9 protein-coding genes are annotated in these 16,216 nt (G+C 59.6%); 8 read left to right on the top strand and 1 reads right to left on the bottom strand.

What is annotated here, in order from left to right; translation table 11 throughout:
* Positions 1-9 precede the first annotated feature (9 nt).
* Entirely contained in the window at positions 10-888 is an 879-nt protein-coding gene (locus G7090_RS16635; RefSeq protein WP_242685334.1) for a S9 family peptidase, read from the bottom strand.
* A gap of 128 nt (positions 889-1,016) precedes the next feature.
* Here G7090_RS16635 and G7090_RS16630 point away from each other — a divergent pair, with 128 nt between their 5' ends.
* From G7090_RS16630 to G7090_RS16595, 8 genes are all read left to right on the top strand, one after another.
* Positions 1,017-2,678 carry a Mur ligase gene (locus tag G7090_RS16630; protein ID WP_166183226.1) on the top strand — a complete coding sequence of 554 codons (1,662 nt, stop codon included), beginning with the start codon at positions 1,017-1,019 and terminating at the stop codon, positions 2,676-2,678.
* 9 nt (positions 2,679-2,687) lie between these two features.
* Positions 2,688-3,383: a cysteine protease LapG gene (lapG, locus tag G7090_RS16625; protein ID WP_166183224.1), complete on the top strand. Its 696-nt coding sequence runs from the start codon at positions 2,688-2,690 to the stop codon at positions 3,381-3,383.
* Positions 3,384-3,392: 9 nt separating this feature from the next.
* Positions 3,393-5,339: a cyclic di-GMP receptor LapD gene (gene lapD / locus G7090_RS16620; RefSeq protein WP_166183221.1), complete on the top strand. Its 1,947-nt coding sequence runs from the start codon at positions 3,393-3,395 to the stop codon at positions 5,337-5,339.
* 26 nt (positions 5,340-5,365) lie between these two features.
* A complete protein-coding gene (locus tag G7090_RS16615) occupies positions 5,366-5,707 on the top strand; it encodes a tryptophan synthase subunit beta (RefSeq protein WP_166183219.1) in 342 nt (113 codons plus the stop codon).
* A 267-nt stretch (positions 5,708-5,974) separates the two neighbouring features.
* On the top strand, positions 5,975-11,035 hold the full coding sequence (locus tag G7090_RS23675) for a hypothetical protein (RefSeq protein WP_207630079.1): 5,061 nt from the start codon (positions 5,975-5,977) through the stop codon (positions 11,033-11,035).
* A gap of 181 nt (positions 11,036-11,216) precedes the next feature.
* Complete coding sequence (locus G7090_RS16605; RefSeq protein ID WP_166183217.1) at positions 11,217-12,566, top strand: TolC family outer membrane protein; 1,350 nt, start codon at positions 11,217-11,219, stop codon at positions 12,564-12,566.
* 96 nt (positions 12,567-12,662) lie between these two features.
* Positions 12,663-14,849, top strand: coding sequence for a type I secretion system permease/ATPase (locus tag G7090_RS16600; RefSeq protein ID WP_166183215.1), 2,187 nt, complete (start codon positions 12,663-12,665; stop codon positions 14,847-14,849).
* Positions 14,836-16,200: an HlyD family type I secretion periplasmic adaptor subunit gene (locus G7090_RS16595; RefSeq protein ID WP_166183213.1), complete on the top strand. Its 1,365-nt coding sequence runs from the start codon at positions 14,836-14,838 to the stop codon at positions 16,198-16,200. Before G7090_RS16600 ends, G7090_RS16595 begins: the two co-directional genes overlap by 14 nt.
* Positions 16,201-16,216: the final 16 nt, after the last annotated feature.

The following is a 16,216-nucleotide window of genomic DNA, read 5'->3' as shown; positions in this document are numbered from 1 at the left end:
GTCCTGTCCTTACGGTTTTGGGGTATGCCCGCGCTGCGGACAAAGCTTAATGGCGTTGATCGCGGCATTACCCAGCAGATCGTGGTACTCCGGCGGAGCGGCGGGACGTTCGAGCAGCATTACCCGGTGGCCATGCTCGCGCAGCGCAGCGGCAAAGCGCGCCTGCAGATCGAACGGGGTGTTGCGATCCTGCGGGTTGCCGATCACCAGGATCAGCCGCAGGGGATCGGCGGCGATCCCGCTAATATGATCGAGCGGGTCCCAGGGATGAGGCAATCCCGTGCCGTCCAGCGCGGGGGCGGGGGGCGCATTGCGCTGCTGGCGCATACGCTGCGCCCGCTCCAGCAGCCCCCAGGCACCGGAGGTCAGCACCGCGCAGTCGATATCCCGCCGACCGGTAGCCAGCAGCGCCGAGGCGGCAGTGGCTCCGCCGCTGTGTCCGCTGAGGATAAAACGCTGAATACCGTATCGGGCTTTGATGGCGTTGAGGGTTGCCGCGATCGCCTGAAACTCTTCCGCCTGGCGGCGGCGGTAGTGGTTGCCGCTGGAGCCGTAGGTGCCGGGACGGGCGATAATAATCGTCGGCAATCCGGTCTGGCGCAGCATGGCCCGGGCCTGACGGCGCTGAGCGTTGGCGGTATTGCCGGGAATAGCATCCGGGGATCGTTTAATCTGCGCGACCCGGTCGCCTTTCAGTACCACCAGTGCCAGGGGAGCGTCACGCAGCGTGCCCGCGCTGAAATAGCGCATGCAGGCTTCGCCGCTCGGGTACTGCACCCAGGCGGCGTCGTTGCTGGTTGGACAGTGTTGTCGGCTGGGCGGTTGGTTCCACAGCAGGGGCGTCTCAGCGTAAGCGAAAACGCTTATCAGCAGCAGAAATCCTGACACACACCATCGACTCACAACACCGCCCCGGGGAAACAACAGACATACAGAATACACAACTTGTCATACATAATGGTATCATCGGTTAGGATTTTTCTGACAGGGTGCCTCTGGCGTTTTCAGGAGTTAACATGCCGCTCAGCGACTTACTTGCGCAAACCCGCCCGGCGATGGAATTGCTGGACGTTGCGCCTAAACCGTCGATTTGCCCCACCTGGGCGATCTTTTTTAGTGCCTCCGACAGTCAACGCCGTGCCCACATTGTGCAGGGTTGCGGCGACACCTTTGAACAGGCCTGGCAGCAGGGGACGCAGGCGCTACAGGCGTGGCAACAGCAGAGCGGCACTGACGTCTGTTGGCTGCGGGTTGACCTTGTCGATAAGGTGGAGGCATTGCGCTGGGACTCGCTGGAAGCCCGACTCGGCAAAACCAAGCGTAACTATTTTCGCTATGGCCTGAGCCTCGATCCGGCGTTTCGCTACGCCATGCTGGAGCAGGAGATTGCCGCTAACGCGCTGCTCTACCACGGTGACCACGGCGTCGCCACGCCGAATGCCAACAACCTGGCCCATTTCTCGCGCCGTCGCTTCGGGGCGGTGTTGAGCTGGCCCGAACAGCCTGACCAGATGCTCTGGCGCTTCACCACCCGGGCGCTGTTTTGCGACGGCGAGCAGTTGCTGCCCATCGAATCGACCGGGCGTAACAGCGGCTATCGCCAGCTCCCCGACTGGCAGGCGACGGCCCTGGAGCCGATGATCGCCTCGGCCACCGACTATCTGGCGCGCCAGATCACTGCTACCGGGCGCTACCACTACGGCTGGTTTCCCTGCTTCGATCGCGCCATTCCGACCTATAACGCCCTGCGTCACGCCAGCTCAACCTATGCCCTGCTCGAAGGCTGGGAAGTCACGCGCGAGCCAGAGCAGTTCGCGGCCATCGAGCGGGCGCTGAACGACCTCTGCACCAGCTTCATTCGCACCTATACCCTGCCAGATGGCAGCGAGGCCGATTTCCTGGTGGATACCGGGGATGAGATCAAGCTTGGCGGCAACGCGGTGTGCATCCTGGCGATGGCGAAATACAGCGAGCTGACCGGGGATAACCGCTACCTGGCGCAGATGGCGCGGCTGGCGAACGGGATCGGCTTTATGCAGGATCCGCAGACCGGCGGGTTTGTGCATGTGCTGAATGCCGGGGATCTCTCTCTCAAGGCAGCGCACCGCATTATCTATTACGACGGCGAAGCAGCCTTCGCGCTGATGCGCCTTTACGGCCTGACGAAGGCTCCACGCTGGCTGGAGATGGTCGAGCGGGCGATGGATCACTTTATCGAACAGAAGCACTGGCAGGCCCACGATCACTGGCTCAGCTACTGCGTCAACGAGCTAACGCTCTACCGACCGCTGGAGCGTTACTATCAGTTTGGGCTGGATAACGTGCGCGACCACCTCGACTTTGTCCAGAACCGGGTTACCACCTATCCCACGCTGCTGGAGCTGATGATGGCGGCATCAAAGATGATCGCCCGGCTGGAGACCTCGCCGCATAAGCACCTGCTGGCCGGCTTCGATATGGACGTGTTCAATCAGGCGCTGGAGACCCGCGCCCGCTGTCTGGCGAATGGCTTTTTCTGGCCGGAACTGGCGATGTTCTTTAAAAATCCGCCGCGGATCGTCGGCAGCTTTTTTATTCGTCACCACAGCTACCGGGTGCGGATTGACGACGTCGAGCACTACCTCTCTGGCTATGTCGCGTATCGCCAACGCTGGCGCGCCCGGTCAGACGAGCAGTAAGCGGCCTCTATGCGACCTCTTCGCTCCCTCATATCAGTGCGTTGTCGACGTTGGCTGTCGCTCTGGCTGGTGGCATTGCTGGTTATCTCGCCAGGGCTCGGTGCCGGGTGGGATTTCAGCGCCATCAGCACCCGCACCGAGCGGCTGTATGGCCCGGCCACCCCCGCCGCCCGACAGCGGATCGCTGAGTGGGCGGCCTTGCTTAACACCCCGTCGCAGGGCACGATCCAGGACAAGTTAAAGCAGGTTAATCAGTTTTTTAACGCCAGAATGGCTTTTCGGGATGATATCGTCGTCTGGAAGCAGCAGGATTACTGGGCAACGCCGATTGAATTTCTGCGTAAAGGGGCAGGGGACTGCGAGGACTTTGCGCTGGCGAAATATTTCACCCTGCGTGAAATGGGCGTACCCGCGAACCAGTTACGTATTACCTATGTAAAAGCACTCGAACTGAATCAGGCGCACATGGTGGTGACATGGTATTCCACCCCCACGGCGATCCCGCTGGTTCTGGATAATCTGAAAACCGCCATTCTGCCGGCCACCCAGCGTACGGACCTGCTTCCGGTCTACGCGTTTAACGGCGAAGGGCTCTGGCTGCCGCAGTCCGGCGGCAACAAACGCGTGGGCGACAGCAAACGGCTCTCCCGCTGGCAGGATCTTCTCACCCGCATGCGTGCAGAAGGATTTGAAATTAATGAATAGGATAGGGCCATGTCTCTTTATAAACAGCTACTGATCGGCATCTGTTTATTTACGTTTGTCATCTTCTGCGGCAACTTCGTGGTAACCCTTGAGAGTTCCCGCGAGCAGTACCGCAATCAGCTTAGCGCCCACGCGCAGGATGCGGCGACGGCGCTGGGGCTGTCGCTGACCACCCATATCGACGACCCGACGATGACCGAGCTAATGGTCAACTCCATCTTCGACAGCGGTTATTTTTATCGCATTCGCGTGATCGACATTAAGACCAATAAACCGATCATCGAGCGCAGCGATGTGCCCCAGAATACCCGCGTTCCGCAGTGGTTCGTGCGGCTGGTGCACCTCAGCCCCGGTGAAGGCGACGCCATTGTGATGCGCGGCTGGACGCAGGCCGCCCGGGTCGAGGTGGTCAGCCATCCGATGTTCGCCCTGGCCCGCCTGTGGAACAGCATTGTCGCCAGCTTTTTGTGGCTGACCGGCTGTAGCCTGCTGTTCCTGCTCGCCGCCACCCTGCTGTTACGCCGTATGCTGCGCCCGCTTAACTATATCGTCGACCAGGCGATGGCGATCACCCGCCGTGAGTTTCTCAATGTATCGGCCTTGCCGAAGACCCCGGAGCTGCGGCGGGTGGTTGAGGCCACCAACATGATGGTGACTCAGCTTAAGGTGTTATTCAGCGATCAGGCCCGGCGCACCGAATCCCTGCGTCAGGAGGCCTATCACGACAGTCTGACCGGGCTGAGCAACCGTCGGGCGTTTGATATGCAGCTGCAGTCGCGACTGAGCGATGAAGAGAACCCTGCCGGACACATCATGCTGCTGCGGGTCCAGAATCTGATGGGTCTCAACCAGCGTCTGGGCGGGGCGAAATCCGATCAATTGCTGGTGGCGGTGGCGGATATTCTTACCGGTCTGCAGCGCAACTATTTTCACAACGAAGGCTTTGTCGCCCGCGTGCGTGGCGGGGAGTTCGCTATTATCGCCCCGCTGATGCTGGGACAGGATCTGGATAACCTGAGCAACACCCTCACCACCCAGCTGAAGGCGCTGTCTGAAACCGGCATGAGTGACCTTTCGCCGGTGGCCCACTTCGCGCTGGTGCCTTTTAACGTCGGCGATACCCCGCAGGCGGTACTGGCGCAGGCGGATCAGGCCCTGGCGAGAGCGGAAACCGAGATGCGCTTCTTTGCCAGCCCCGATACTGCCCCGGCCGGTGAGCGCGAAGAGGATCATCACAGCTGGTACACCCGGCTGGACGCGGTGCTGACCAACGGCGCCTTCGAGCTCTTCTCGCAGCCGGTGTATGCGTGTAATAACCCGCATGTGGTGCTGCACCATAAGATCCTCGCCCGCATTAAAACCCGGGAGGGTGAGCTGGTGCCGGCGGGACGCTTTATGCCGTGGATCCACCGTCTCGATCTCAGCCGTCGCATGGATATCGTGATGCTCCAGCAGACCCTGCAGGAGCTGGCTAAATCGCCGCGCCCGCTGGCGCTGAGTATCAGCGGTGCCAGCGTGGCTGACGACCAGAGTCTGAAGGCTCTCCTGCAACCGCTGAAAGGCGCGCCGCAGCTGGCAGCCTGGCTGACCCTGGAGCTGGATGAGAACGAGCTTCCCGACGTCGAACGCGTCAACGTGCTGGTCAGTCGCCTGAAGGCGTTGGGTTGCCGTCTGGGGATCCAGCATTTTGGTGGTCGCTTCCATCTTATTGGCAATTTACCGCAGTGGGGTCTGGCCTGGATTAAAGTCGATGGCAGTTATATTCGCAATATAGACAGCGAAGATGATAAGAAACTGTTTATTGAGGCCATTTACTGGGCAACCCGCCAGATTAATCTTCCCCTTATTGCCGAACGAGTGGAAACAGCTGGGGAACTGGCAATTCTGGAAAACATTGGCCTGCATGGTGCGATGGGGCGCTATTTCGCTGACGCCAGTACACTGGATAGAAATTAACCTCACAGAGTGAATGGAGGCTGAAAATGTATTATGTAGAACGCGATACGGAAAGACGAATTATACGGGTGGAGCTGACGCCTTTTACCACCATGACGGAACAACATGATCTCTGCACCCCCGAGATTGACGAGTGGATGCGCCAGCGAGAAATCCGTGAAGCCACGCTGTATCAGCTGCAGCAGAGCGACCTTGAGATGGTGCGTGTGCTGGAGGATTTGATCGAGGTGCTGATGAGCAAAGGCGTCATCACCATTACCGACCTGCCACCGGCCGCGCAGGCGAAACTCACCAGCCGCGCGCAGGCGCGCCGCTCGCTGAGTGGTCTGGAAGGGTTAATCGCGGATGATGACGAGGGGCTTATTTAAGCTGCCTTCATTACCTGACGGATTAATAGGGAGCCATTAGCCTGACTCCCTGTTTTGATAGTGCATACCTTTTTAGATTCCTATTTATTCATGTCATCAATTAATATAGGGGGCTGACACGGACCTGCATCAATAAATTTCTTATTGAGAGGCGTATCCTTGTCAGCGTTGCACAGCAAATTACTAATACAGATTTAATTCTTTTTTAGCATTCTAAGCCTGAGTAAGGGATGAATTGGGCATGTAAAGGATTGAGGGAAAAAATATATGAGCGGCGTATCCGGGATCGTCAAAGCAGTAATAGGGCAGGTATTCGCAGTCAGTCCTGACGGCAGCACAAGGTTGCTGACGGAAGGCGACAGGATCCTCGACGGGGAACAAATTCAGACGGGCGCGACTGGCGCGATTACCTTATCGCTGGCGGACGGCAAACAGGTAGATCTGGGCCGTGACAGCCACTGGGACAGCACAGGGCACGTGGCCACTGACGCCACGGCATCCGAGCAGCAGGACGTGGCGGCTATTCAGCAGGCCATTGCCGACGGGCAGGACCCGACGCAGACTCTGGAGGCGCCAGCCGCAGGTCCTCAGCCCGTTAATTCTGGCGGTGAACCAGGCGGCAGCGGCGGCGGGTCGCATACCCACGTCGTGCTCGATTTAACCGCTGAGATTGTTGACCCTGATGCGGGCTACCCGACGACCGGCCTTGATTTCCCCGATGATGAGCCCCCGGAAGAATTAACGCTGCTCGATAGTGATGATTCGGATGCTGATGCAGATGCCGATTCTGATGCAGACGCCGATGCGGATGCGGATGCAGATTCTGACTCAGATGCCGATGCCGATGCAGACTCCGATTCTGATGCCGATGCGGACGCTGACGCGGATGCTGATTCCGATGCGGATTCCGATTCTGATGCCGATGCGGATGCGGATGCGGACGCTGATTCCGATTCAGATTCTGACGCCGATGCCGATGCCGATGCCGATGCCGATGCCGATGCGGATGCCGATGCCGATGCAGACGCCGACGCCGATGCCGACGCGGATGCGGATGCGGATGCGGATGCGGATGCGGATTCCGATTCCGATGCTGACGCCGATGCCGATGCCGATGCCGATGCCGATGCCGATGCCGATGCGGATGCCGATGCCGATGCCGATGCAGACGCCGATGCCGACGCGGATGCGGATGCGGATGCGGATGCGGATGCGGATTCCGATTCCGATGCTGACGCCGATGCCGATGCCGATGCGGATTCTGACGCAGATGCAGATTCTGATGCGGACGCCGATGCAGATGCTGATGCTGATGCCGATGCCGATGCCGATGCCGACGCCGATGCTGATGCTGATGCTGATGCTGATGCGGATGCAGATTCCGACGCAGACGCAGATGCCGATGCCGATGCCGACGCTGACGCGGATGCCGATTCTGACTCAGATGCGGATGCAGACTCAGATTCTGATGCCGATGCAGACGCTGATGCAGATGCTGATGCAGATGCTGATGCTGATGCGGATGCGGATGCGGATTCCGATGCAGACGCCGACGCCGATGCGGACGCGGATGCGGATTCCGATTCTGACGCCGATGCTGACGCGGATGCAGATGCAGATGCAGACTCCGATTCTGATGCGGACGCCGACGCCGACGCCGACGCCGACGCCGATGCTGATGCTGATGCGGATTCCGACGCGGATGCGGACTCCGATTCTGACTCAGATGCAGATGCCGACGCGGATGCGGACGCCGATGCGGATGCCGATTCTGATGCTGATGCGGATGCGGATGCGGATGCGGATTCCGATTCTGATGCGGACGCTGATGCGGATGCGGATGCCGATTCCGACGCGGATGCCGATTCAGACGCTGATGCCGACGCCGACGCCGACGCGGATGCGGACGCCGACGCTGATGCGGACTCCGATTCTGACTCAGATGCAGATGCGGATGCTGATGCCGATTCCGACGCGGATGCCGACGCCGATTCTGATGCTGATTCCGATTCTGACGCCGATGCAGATGCGGATGCAGACTCCGATTCTGATGCCGACGCCGACGCCGATGCCGACGCAGATGCTGATGCCGATGCAGACTCCGATTCTGATGCCGATGCCGATGCCGATGCCGACGCGGATGCGGACTCCGATTCTGACTCAGATGCAGACGCCGACGCGGATGCTGATGCTGATGCGGATGCAGATTCCGACGCCGATGCCGATGCCGATGCGGATTCCGATGCAGACGCGGATGCGGATTCCGATTCTGATGCAGACGCTGACGCCGATGCCGACGCAGACGCAGACGCAGATGCCGATGCCGATGCCGATGCCGATGCCGACGCTGACGCGGATGCCGACGCTGACGCGGATGCCGATTCTGACGCGGATGCCGATTCTGACTCAGATGCGGATGCAGACTCAGATTCTGATGCCGATGCAGACGCTGATGCAGATGCCGATGCAGACGCTGATGCAGATGCAGATGCTGATGCGGATTCCGATGCAGACGCCGATGCCGACGCGGATGCGGACTCCGATTCTGACTCAGATGCAGATGCAGATGCAGATGCGGATGCGGATGCAGATGCCGACGCCGACGCGGATGCCGATGCAGATTCTGACGCAGATGCAGATTCTGATGCCGACGCGGATGCTGACGCCGATGCAGATGCGGATGCCGATGCAGATGCCGATGCCGACGCGGATGCGGATGCGGACTCCGATTCTGACTCAGATGCAGACGCCGACGCGGATGCTGATGCTGATGCGGATGCCGATTCTGATGCGGATGCCGATGCCGACGCCGATGCGGATGCCGATGCTGACGCAGATGCGGATGCCGATGCTGACGCAGATGCGGATGCGGATGCGGACTCCGACGCTGATGCTGATGCTGATGCGGACTCCGATGCTGATGCTGATGCTGATGCTGATGCCGATGCCGATGCCGATGCCGATTCTGATGCCGATGCCGATTCTGACGCCGATGCCGACGCGGATGCGGATGCGGATGCGGATTCTGATGCAGACGCCGACGCCGATGCTGATGCTGATTCTGACTCAGATGCGGATGCAGACTCAGATGCAGATTCTGACGCCGATGCCGACGCGGATGCGGATGCTGACTCCGATTCTGACTCAGATACGGATGCCGACGCTGATGCCGATGCAGACGCTGACGCCGATGCCGATTCTGACGCGGATGCGGATGCGGATGCAGACTCAGATTCTGATGCTGATGCTGATGCGGACGCCGACGCCGACGCGGATGCAGATGCTGATGCTGATGCGGATGCAGACTCAGATTCTGATGCTGATGCTGATGCGGACGCCGACGCTGACGCCGATGCCGATTCTGATGCGGATGCGGATGCGGATGCCGATTCCGACGCTGATGCCGATGCCGACGCGGATGCCGATTCTGATGCTGATGCCGATTCAGACGCTGATGCCGACGCCGACGCGGATGCGGACGCCGACGCGGATGCGGACTCCGATTCTGACTCAGATGCAGATGCGGACGCTGATGCGGATGCTGATGCCGATTCCGACGCGGATGCGGATGCCGACGCGGATGCTGATTCAGACGCTGATGCCGATGCCGATGCCGATGCCGATGCGGACGCTGACGCTGACGCGGATGCCGATGCCGATGCCGATGCCGATGCCGATGCCGATGCGGATTCCGATGCAGACGCGGATGCCGATGCTGATGCGGATGCGGATGCAGATTCCGACGCGGATGCGGATGCCGACGCGGATGCGGATGCCGACGCGGATGCGGATGCCGACGCGGATGCAGATGCAGATGCAGATTCTGACGCTGATGCAGATGCCGACGCAGATGCCGACGCCGACGCCGATGCCGACGTCAAACTGACCGTTACCGTTACTCCTGGCGATAAGACGACCGAGACGTCAGATGACAAAATCATCCACATCAACGGCGGCAGCGGCGATCCGAACGGGTACGATATCCAGAACGGTGTCATCGTGGCGATCGGCAGTAACGTGCATGTCTGGCTGACCCCGGATAGCCCGGACGGCAAGATTCAGGGCGACTTCGTGCCGAAGGCCGACAGCCCGGATCAGATCCACTACTACACCAGCCAGGGTAACGCCAACGCCAACAATGGCGATAAGACCCATACCGATATCTTTGTGGTGGGAGATCATACGGGTGGCTACTACCAGCAGGGCGACTGGTCGCAGGATCACTATGAATTCCGACCGCTCAACGGCATTACTGGCAACCAGGGCTTACCGCAGAGCAGCGTAGGTAAGGACTATATCTTTGTTCAGGGTAATGAAGCTGACTACACCGTCACCGGTGTCGATCATCCGCAGAACGGCAAAAACAACGACATAGACAACCTGCATGTGGTCGATAACGATACCGGGAAGTCGCCGTTCCAGAATGCCAACGGCATCGAGGGCGTTGTTTTCGGCGACGGGCCTTCCGGAACGCACGGCGGTAGTACCACCGTCACCACCACGGCCACCCTGAACCTCGACGTGAATCTGGAAAGCTCAGACAGCAGCGACCATCTGACCAGCCTCACGCTGGGGGGCATTCCTGAGAATGCGACCTTTACGGGTAACTACACCAGCGTCAGTTACGACGCGGACAACAAGGTCTACCACCTGACCTTCGATAACGACACCTCGCACTTTACCGGCCAGGTCACTGTTGAACTCCCGAACGGTGATAGCGATTTCGGTGACATCACGCTGGAAGTGGGCTCTACCGCCGACGGTCAGCACCAAAGTGACTTTACCATTGACGGTAAAGAGGGCGGCACCGTCGTCAGCGAAAGCCACGGTGGGGAAGAGCATGCAGATGACGCTGTTGACGACGATCACCCTCTGATGGCCAGCCACAGCGTTGAGGAGAGCCATACCGATCATGACGGCGAGGCGAGCGATAAGCTGACGCATACCAGCAGCCTGGATGCTGACGATCATGCTGCCTCGTTAATTGATGACGATAATCTGATGCTCAACACCACCGCAGCGCCAATGGCCGATCATGCCAGTGATGCGCTGCTGAACGATGCGCAGAGTGAAAACCTCGCTACGCTGCAGAGCGCCGGTCCGGATCAGGACGAGCAGCTGAACTTTAGCGATCTCATTCATGACGAAGAGCATAACGATCTCAGCACCCTGATTCAGGCCGGGCCGCAGAGCGATGCGGCGGATGGTCCGGCGGAGATCGAACATGTTCCCGCTGAAGGTGGCGAGATAGCCGGAACGGAAGGTTACGATGCCGGAAACGAAGCGATGCTGGATAACTTGATCGCCAAACCGGAAGATCACGCCTGATCGTCTGCCGCGCAGAGTGCGGTTGGGCTCTGCGCGGCAACAACGATGATTTGAATTCAGGTCAGACGAAGGATCCCGTCCGATCATAAACCCGCAGGATGCATTTTATCCCTCGGTCTGATGGGATTTTCTCAGGTGGATAATGATCCACACTCAAGGGATGTGAAGGAAAAACAACAAGATGAAACACTATAGTCAGATTGTGATGGGTGCGGCGCTGGTGTTGAGCGCCACGCAGAGCCAGGCCACTACCCTGGAGCAGGCCGTAAAAGACAGCCTGCTGTGGCACCCGGAAGTTAACGCGTCGGTAAACAGCCGATATTCCGCCGATCAGGATCTTCGCGCCGCCAAAGGTGGCTATCTGCCGACCCTGGATCTCACTGCTGGCACCGGTTGGGAGCAAACCGATAACGCCAGCACCCGTGCAGGAGGCGATCATCTGCGTGATTTGCACCGCAGTGAATCCGCCATCAACCTTCGCCAGAACGTCTTCAATGGTTTTGCGACCACCAGCGAAGTGGGCCGCCAGAAAGCGACGGTCAACTCCCGGGCCTGGACGGTGCTGAATACCAGCGAATCCACCGCCCTGCAGGCGATCCAGAGCTATCTCGATGTGCTGATGCGCCAGAAGATGGTGGCGCTGGCAGAAGATAACCTTAAGAATCACGAGCGGGTGTTTGATCAGATCCGCCTGCGTACCGAGCAGGGCGTGGGTCGTCAGGCAGACTTTGAGCAGGCTCAGGCCCGTCTGGCACAGGCGCGCAACAATCTGCTGACCGAGCAAACCAACCTCGAAGACTCCCGTGCTAACTACCAGAGCGTCACTGGCAAAGAGCCTGATACTCTGGTGATGCCCGCTAAAATCGCGGTTCCCGCCTCGCTGGATGCCGCACGTTCGGTGATGCTGGAAAACAACCCGCTGCTGAAACAGGCCGATGCCGATGTGGAAGCGACCCGCCAGCGGTATGAGGCGGCAAAATCGCGCTTCTACCCGGATGTGAACGTTGAAGTCGGTCGTACCATGGATAACAACATCGATGGCACCCGCGGACACAGCCAGGAGTGGCAGGCGATGCTGCGCATGCGCTACAACCTCTATAACGGCGGCAGCGATCAGGCAACGCTCACCTCTTACGCCTACAAAATGAAAGAGGCGGAGGATGTGAAAAAGAATGCCCAGCGTCAGCTGAACGAAGATCTGCGTCTGGCCTGGAACGCCCTGAGAAACGCCCACCAGCAGGTGCCGATCGCCAAAGAGTATGCCGATCGCAGCGTACAGGTGCGTAGCGCCTATCAGGAGCAGTTCAGCCTGGGCGACCGCACCCTGCTCGATATGCTCGACAGCGAAAACGAAGTGTTTAGCGCTCAGCGCCGCTACGTTGAGCTGCAGTTTGTCGACATGTTTACCACCTATCGCATCAACGCCCGTACCGGTGAGCTGCTCAGGAACCTGAACATTCAGGCGCCGTCGGCAGCGCAGCCGCTTGATCAGGCGCAACGTACCCAGGCAGAGCTGCCTGAGTTAAAATAGGGCCTTTGAAGGCTGACGGGGGTTATGCCGGCTGACACCGGGACAACCCTCTCTTTTTTATCTGCGGCATCGGTCTGCAGAACACTGAGGCAGAGAATGACGCCTGATATTGACTCCTCCGAGCGCATTGAGACCACCCCGCAGGCGCAGGGCAGGCAGGATCCGCGGCAAAGTCATGACGACCCGCTCCTGGATGCGCTGATGATCGTCTGTAAATTGCATAACATTGCCACCAGCCGCAATGTCCTGACTACCGGCCTGCCGCTGGAAGCTCATACCCTGACGATTGAAACCTTTCCGCGCGCTGCCGGACGGGCAGGGCTCAAGGCGCGGGTGGTGCAGCGTCCGCTGGAAAACATTACTGCGATGTCTCTGCCCGCCATTCTGCTGCTGAAGAACAAGCAGACCGCGGTGCTGATTGGCTGGGATGAGCAGCAGCGCGCGCGTCTGCTGCCCAGCGAAACGGAAGGCGGTGAGATTACCGTATCGCCCGAGACGCTGGCGGAAAACTACAGCGGCCGGGTGATTTTTATCTCCCCGGAACATGAGTTCGATGCCCAGCCGACGGCCACGCTGCCGCGCACCAAAGCCTGGTTCCAGGACACGCTCAGGCTGTCGAAATTCCTCTACGTGGATGCCGTGGTCGCCAGCTTCCTCGTGAACCTGGTGGCGCTCGCCGCCCCGCTGTTTGTTATGAACGTCTATGACCGGGTGGTGCCCAACCAGGCCACGGCCACCCTGTGGGTACTGGCGATCGGCATCAGCATTGCGTATGTATTCGACTTTGTACTGAAGATCCTGCGCGGTATTTGCCTCGACCTGGCGGGTAAAAAGACCGACCTGGTGGTCTCCTCGGCGCTGTTCGAGCGGCTGCTGGGGATGAAGATGAAGCTCCGCCCGCCGCGGGTGGGGAGCTTCGCGCAGAACTTCCAGGAGTTTCAGTCGATCCGCGACTTCCTCTCATCGCTGACGCTGACCGCCTTTATCGACCTGCCGTTTACCCTGCTGATCCTGCTGGTGATTGGCATCATCGGGGGGCCGCTGGTGTTTATCCCGCTGCTCTGCTATCCGCTGGCGCTGCTGGTGAACTGGCTGATCCAGCGCCCGCTGATGTCGCGGGTCAAGAAAACCTATCAGCTCTCCAACGAACGCCAGGCGATGCTGGTGGAGACGCTTACCGGCCTGGATGCCATCAAGATCAATAACGCCCAGAGCGAGCGCCAGTATCAATGGGAACACCTCACCGGCCAGCTGAGCAAGCTGGAGCTGCGGGTGAAGTCGCTCTCCTATGTGGCGGTGAACTTTACCGCCTGGCTACAGCAGTTCAGCGGCGTGGCCATTATCGTGGCCGGGGTCTACATCATTATTGGCGGCAACCTGAGCATGGGCGGGCTGATTGCCTGCTACCTGCTGCACCGTCGCGCCATGATGCCCATCGGCCAGCTGTGCAGCCTGATCACCCGCTACCAGCGGGCGCGGATGACCAAGGCCACTATCGACCGGATGATGAACCTTGAGCAGGAGGTGCAGGATGACGAGGTGCCCCTGAAGCGGGAAACGCTCTCCGGCGCCATTGAACTGCGCGACGTCACCTTCGTCTACCCGGGCAACCAATACGCCTCGCTCAGCAATGTGTCGCTGACCATCCAGCCCGGCGAGAAGGTAGGGATCATCGGCCGCAGCGGGTCGGGCAAAAGCTCGCTGGCGAAACTGCTGGTCGGCTTTTATCAGCCGGACAGCGGCAATGTGCTGATTGACGGTATTGATGCCCGCCAGATCGATGTCCACGATCTACGCCACAACATCGGCTATGCCCCACAGGATATCCATCTGTTCAGCGGCACCCTGCGGGAGAATCTGGTCTATGGCGCCAGCTACGTTGACGACGAGACCATGCTGCGGGTCGCCACCCTCACCGGGGTGCACGAGTTTGCCCGTCGCCATCCGTCCGGGTACAACATGCAGGTGGGCGAGCGGGGGATGAGCCTCTCCGGCGGCCAGCGGCAGGCGGTGGCTTTAGCGCGTGCACTGCTGCTCGATCCGCCGGTGCTGCTGATGGACGAACCCACCAGCTCGATGGATAACACCAGCGAAGATCTGATTAAAAAGGCGCTGATACCGGTCATCAGCAACAAAACGCTGCTGATGGTGACGCATCGTGCGTCGCTGCTGACCCTGGTGGACCGTCTTATTATTGTCGATAACGGCAAAATTATTGCCGACGGCCCGAAAGAGAGCGTCATGAGCGCACTGAAGAAGGGACAAATTCATGCGAATCGTTGAGTCGCTTAGCCGCCTGATGAGCTGGCTGTCAGGAGATAAACAGCCCGCACCGTTCACCACCAACGAGGTCAACAAAGCCCTGCTGGATGATGCCCCACGGGTGGTGCGCGTCACGCTGTGGGCCATCTTTGCCTTCTTTATCGCCATGATCCTCTGGGCGTCGCTGGCGAATATTGATGAGGTGACGCGTGGGGAAGGGCGGGCCATTCCATCCTCGCGCCTGCAGAAGGTACAGAACCTCGAAGGCGGGATCGTGGCTGAGGTCTTTGTGCATGAAGGGGAGGTGGTGAAAGCCGGGGCACCGCTGCTGCGTCTGGATGATACCCAGTTTCGCTCCAACGCCGGGGAGTCCGACGCCGATCGGCTGGCCCTGCAGGCGCGGATCCAGCGTCTGACCGCTCAGCTTGACGATGCGAAAACGCTGACCCTGGCGCCGGAGATTGTGCAGAAGGCGCCGGATATCGCCAATGGAGAACTAGAGCTGTTCGCCAGCGTTAACAAACGTATCCAGAGCGAGCTGGACGGACTCAACGAACAGCTGGTGCAGAAGAAGCAGGAGCTGCTCGACTTCCAGGGCAAGGTCAGCCAGTACCGCCGTAGCCTCGGGCTGCAGCAGCAGGAAGTCAGTATGTCTGAGCCCCTGGTGGCCAAAGGGGCAATCTCAAAAGTAGAGGTGCTGCGCCTGCGTCGTGGCGTGGTGGAAACCCAGGGACAGCTGGACTCGGTGCTGCTCGCCATTCCCCGGGCGGAAGCGGCCATCAAGGAGATTGAGAGTAAGGTCAGCGAAACGCGGGGGCGTTACCGCAGCGAGGCGCTGGGGCAGCTCAACGAGGCGCGAACCGATCTCAGCAAAATTGAGGCCTCGGGCAAGGCGATTTCCGACCGGGTGAACCGCACCCTGGTGACTTCCCCGGTGCGCGGCGTGGTCCAGCAGCTGCTGGTCAACACCATCGGCGGCGTGATCCAGCCGGGTAACGACCTGGTGGAGATTGTTCCGCTGGACGATACGCTGCTGGTGGAAGCGAAGATTCGTCCGCAGGACATCGCGTTTTTACGTCCGGGCCAGGAAGCGACGGTGAAGTTCACCGCTTACGATTACACCATCTATGGCGGACTGAAGGGCACGCTGGAGCAGATCAGCCCCGACACGGTGACCGACAAAGACGGGAAGAGTTTTTACATTATTCGTCTGCGCACCGACAAAAACCACCTCGGTACGGATGAGAAACCACTGTTGATTATTCCGGGGATGGTGGCCTCGGTAGATATTATTACCGGTAAGAAAACGGTGATGGCCTATCTGCTGAAACCGATCCTGCGCGCCAGAGCGGAGGCGTTCCACGAGCGTTAAGAAGGGAGACAGACCA

Origin of the sequence: Leclercia sp. 29361 (assembly GCF_011290365.1) — a bacterium.
GTDB lineage: Bacteria > Pseudomonadota > Gammaproteobacteria > Enterobacterales > Enterobacteriaceae > Enterobacter > Enterobacter tamurae.
Note: the sequence above shows the minus strand (reverse complement) of the source record. Positions and strands in the feature narration are given on the sequence as shown.

Excerpts from the sequence above, each read along its gene's own strand:
- G7090_RS16630 (WP_166183226.1), top strand. The coding sequence starts at position 1,017 with ATGCCGCTCAGCGACTTACTTGCGCAAACCCGCCCGGCGATGGAATTG.
- lapG (WP_166183224.1), top strand. The coding sequence starts at position 2,688 with ATGCGACCTCTTCGCTCCCTCATATCAGTGCGTTGTCGACGTTGGCTG.
- lapD (WP_166183221.1), top strand. The coding sequence starts at position 3,393 with ATGTCTCTTTATAAACAGCTACTGATCGGCATCTGTTTATTTACGTTT.
- G7090_RS16615 (WP_166183219.1), top strand. The coding sequence starts at position 5,366 with ATGTATTATGTAGAACGCGATACGGAAAGACGAATTATACGGGTGGAG.
- G7090_RS23675 (WP_207630079.1), top strand. The coding sequence starts at position 5,975 with ATGAGCGGCGTATCCGGGATCGTCAAAGCAGTAATAGGGCAGGTATTC.
- G7090_RS16605 (WP_166183217.1), top strand. The coding sequence starts at position 11,217 with ATGAAACACTATAGTCAGATTGTGATGGGTGCGGCGCTGGTGTTGAGC.
- G7090_RS16600 (WP_166183215.1), top strand. The coding sequence starts at position 12,663 with ATGACGCCTGATATTGACTCCTCCGAGCGCATTGAGACCACCCCGCAG.
- G7090_RS16595 (WP_166183213.1), top strand. The coding sequence starts at position 14,836 with ATGCGAATCGTTGAGTCGCTTAGCCGCCTGATGAGCTGGCTGTCAGGA.